The sequence below is a fragment of the Sporomusaceae bacterium genome (assembly GCA_031460455.1).
Lineage (GTDB): Bacteria > Bacillota > Negativicutes > Sporomusales > UBA7701 > Anaeroselena.
The window spans coordinates 1-1,962 of sequence record JAVKTQ010000041.1 but is presented as its reverse complement, the minus strand read 5'-3'; the positions used below and the strand labels follow the sequence as shown (position 1 = coordinate 1,962).

The window sequence follows — 1,962 nt, the reverse complement described above, 5'->3', positions numbered from 1 at the left end:
TCGCCGGTGATCGCCACCAGGAAGCCCGCCCCGGCCGCCACCCGCACCTCGCGCACCGTCACCGTGAACCCGGTGGGGCGGCCGAGCTTGGCGGCGTCGTCGGAAAGCGAGTACTGCGTCTTGGCCATGCACACCGGCGTCTTGTCGAAGCCCATGGCGGTAAGCTCGGCGATTGTCTTGTCGGCGGCCGGCGTATAGCTCACCCCGTCGGCGCCGTAGATTTCGCGGGCAATCGTTTCGATCTTGGTCTTGATCGGCAGCTTCTCGTCGTAGAGGAAGCGGAACTTGTTCGGCTTCTCCATCGCCGCCAGCAGTTTTTTGGCCAGCGCCTCGCCGCCGGCGCCTCCCTTGGCCCACACTTCCGACAGAGCCACGTCGGCCCCCAGCGCGGTGCACTTCTCTTCGACGAAAGCCAGTTCCTCCGGCGTATCTGTCGGGAAGGCGTTGATGGCCACTACCGCCGGCAGGCCGAATTTGCCGACATTCTCGATATGTTTGGTGAGGTTGGCCAGACCCTTTTCGAGGGCCGCCATATTGAGCTGGCCGAGGTCGGCCTTGGCCACGCCGCCGTGGGACTTGAGCGCCCGCACTGTGGTGACGAGCACGACGGCATCAGGCTTTATGCCGGCAAAGCGGCACTTGATGTCGATGAACTTCTCCGCCCCGAGGTCGGCGCCGAAGCCGGCTTCGGTGACGAGGATGTCGGCCAGCTTGAGGGCGAATTTCGACGCCATGACGCTGTTGCAGCCGTGGGCGATATTGGCGAACGGGCCGCCGTGGATGAAGGCGGGGGTGTTTTCCAGCGTCTGCACGAGGTTGGGTTTGATGGCGTCTTTAAAGAGCAGGGTGAGCGCCCCGGCTACCTTGAGGTCGGCGACGGTGACGGGTTTGTTGTCATAGGTGTAGGCGACGATGATGCGACTGATGCGGCTTTTCATGTCTTCGAGGTCGGAGGCGAGGCAGAGGATGGCCATCATTTCCGAGGCGACGGAAATGTCGAAGCCGCCTTCGCGCGGCACGCCGTTGGCTTTGCCGCCCAGGCCGAGGACGATGCTCCTTAAAGCCCGCTCGTTGAGGTCCATGACTCGCCGCCAAGTAATGCGGCGCGGGTCGATGTTAAGCTCGTTGCCGTGGTGGAGGTGGTTGTCGAGCACCGCCGCCAGCAGGTTGTGGGCGGTGGTGACGGCGTGGATGTCGCCGGTGAAGTGGAGGTTGATGTCTTCCATCGGCACGACCTGGGCGTAGCCGCCGCCGGCCGCGCCGCCCTTGACGCCGAAACACGGGCCGAGGGAGGGTTCTCTGAGGGCGATGACGACTTTTTTGCCGAGGCGGCGCAGGGCATCGCCGATGCCGACTGTGTTGGTGGTTTTGCCTTCGCCGGCCGGGGTGGGATTGATGGCGCTCACCAGCACCACTTTGCCGTCGGGGCGGCCTTTGAGCTTATCCCAGACAGCCAGCGACACTTTGGCCTTGTATTTGCCGTACAGTTCGAGGTCGTCGTCGGTCAGGCCGAGCTCGGCCGCCACCTGGGCGATGGGCTTCATCTTCGCTTCCTGGGCGATTTCGACGTCACTTTTCATCAAACGCTACTTCCTCCTCCTACTTCGTCAACTGCATGCGCGCGGCTTTTAGGGTATTATGCATTAACATTACGATGGTCAGCGGCCCGACACCGCCGGGTACTGGCGTTATTGCGCCGGCCACTTCTTTCACCTGGGCGAAGTCCACATCGCCCACCAGCTTGCCGTCCACTCTGTTGATGCCGACGTCGATGACGACGGCGCCGGGGCCGACCATGTCGGCGGTCACGAAGCCGGGCTTGCCGATGGCGGCCACCAGGATATCGGCCTGCCGGGTCACCGCCGGCAGGTCGGCGGTGCGGGAGTGGCAGACGGTAACGGTGGCGTTCCTGGCCAGCAGCAGGCTGGCCATCGGTTTGCCGACAATATTGCTGCGGCCGAT

Annotated in this window: 2 protein-coding genes; both read right to left on the bottom strand. The window is 63.8% G+C overall.

Features of this window, described 5'->3' with window-relative positions:
* Positions 1 to 1,580: formate--tetrahydrofolate ligase (locus RIN56_20590; protein MDR7869192.1), on the bottom strand; the 1,580-nt coding region annotated here is incomplete at its 3' end.
* A 19-nt stretch (positions 1,581 to 1,599) separates the two neighbouring features.
* On the bottom strand, positions 1,600 to 1,962 hold a 363-nt coding region (locus tag RIN56_20585), incomplete at its 5' end, for a bifunctional 5,10-methylene-tetrahydrofolate dehydrogenase/5,10-methylene-tetrahydrofolate cyclohydrolase (protein MDR7869191.1).